Source organism: Mesorhizobium sp. M1A.F.Ca.IN.020.06.1.1 (assembly GCF_004023265.1).
GTDB lineage: Bacteria > Pseudomonadota > Alphaproteobacteria > Rhizobiales > Rhizobiaceae > Mesorhizobium.
Map to the genome: position 1 here is coordinate 1 of NZ_RZSR01001416.1, position 1,051 is coordinate 1,051.

Consider the following 1,051-nt stretch of genomic DNA (forward strand, 5'->3'; position numbering starts at 1 on the left):
GTGTAGACCGCCGCCGCGCCACCGTTGCGACTGCGATAGACGGTGAATGACGTGAGGCCGGTTTTGCGCGTCGTCAGATCGATGCTGTCGACCGCCACGAAATAGATGACCTGGTCGATTTTGCCGCTCGGGATCCTCATATGCCGTATCTCCCGCGCGTGATCGCGAACAAATTGGCCATGTCGGTCTGCGAGAGAACAGCACCTTCCCACATCGTGAAGGTCGCCATCCTGCCGCCGTTAGCCCATTTGCCGTCACCGCTGCCGCGTGCGGCGATTTCGAAGGTCTGCGACGCATTCGACGCCGAGGGCGTGGTGTAAGTGGACGTGAACGTCTGCACGGTGCCGTCCAGGAACATAAATCCGGTTGTGGCAGCCTCGTCGATCGACAGCCCGATGGCATGCCAGGCATTGGCGGACGGCGACAAGGTGCTGTTGAAGTCGAGGGCAAACGACGCGCCGGTCTTGGACACATTGAAGCCCAGCACGCCCGAGGCAGTCAGCGTGAACCTGCAGCCGATGTTACCGGGAGAGTTGACGTTATCGCCGAAGATACCGCTCGCCGTCGCGACGTTGGCGAAGTAGTTGTACCCGAAATACGATAACTTTGCGCTGTCCTTGTGCAGGTTCTGCATCCAGGCTTCATTCGTCGTGTCGTAGCGGAAGAAATCACCGCCATCGAACGAGAAATATTCCGAGGATGAGCGCCCGTTTGTCGTTCCGTTGATGGTCGGATCGTCGGTCGTCGCGGTGCCGTCTGCGCCCCGGAAAAAGTCGTAGCCGTTGCCCGAAGTGTCCAGCCATTTGGTCGATCCGGCCGGCAGCGAAGCGCCATCGGCCGCGTCGAGGCAGATTTTCAATCCGGTCAGCAGTCCGAGCTGAGACACGAATTGAAGCATCCGGCGCCGACGCAAGAAATTCGGCGTGATCTGCTCAAACTGCGGCTGAGCGCCGGGGGTGAACTGGCCTTCAAGCATCAGCCGAGATTGGCCCCTGCGACCGCATCCGCGACCGATTTCAGCGCGTTGTACTCCGTGGTCAGCTTCGCGAAC

General features: G+C 60.2%; 1 protein-coding gene. It reads right to left on the bottom strand.

Translation table 11 applies throughout. The features are described 5' to 3' along the window. Positions 1–136: 136 nt before the first annotated feature. Positions 137–1,051: hypothetical protein (locus EOA60_RS34480; protein WP_206628407.1), on the bottom strand; the 915-nt coding region annotated here is incomplete at its 5' end.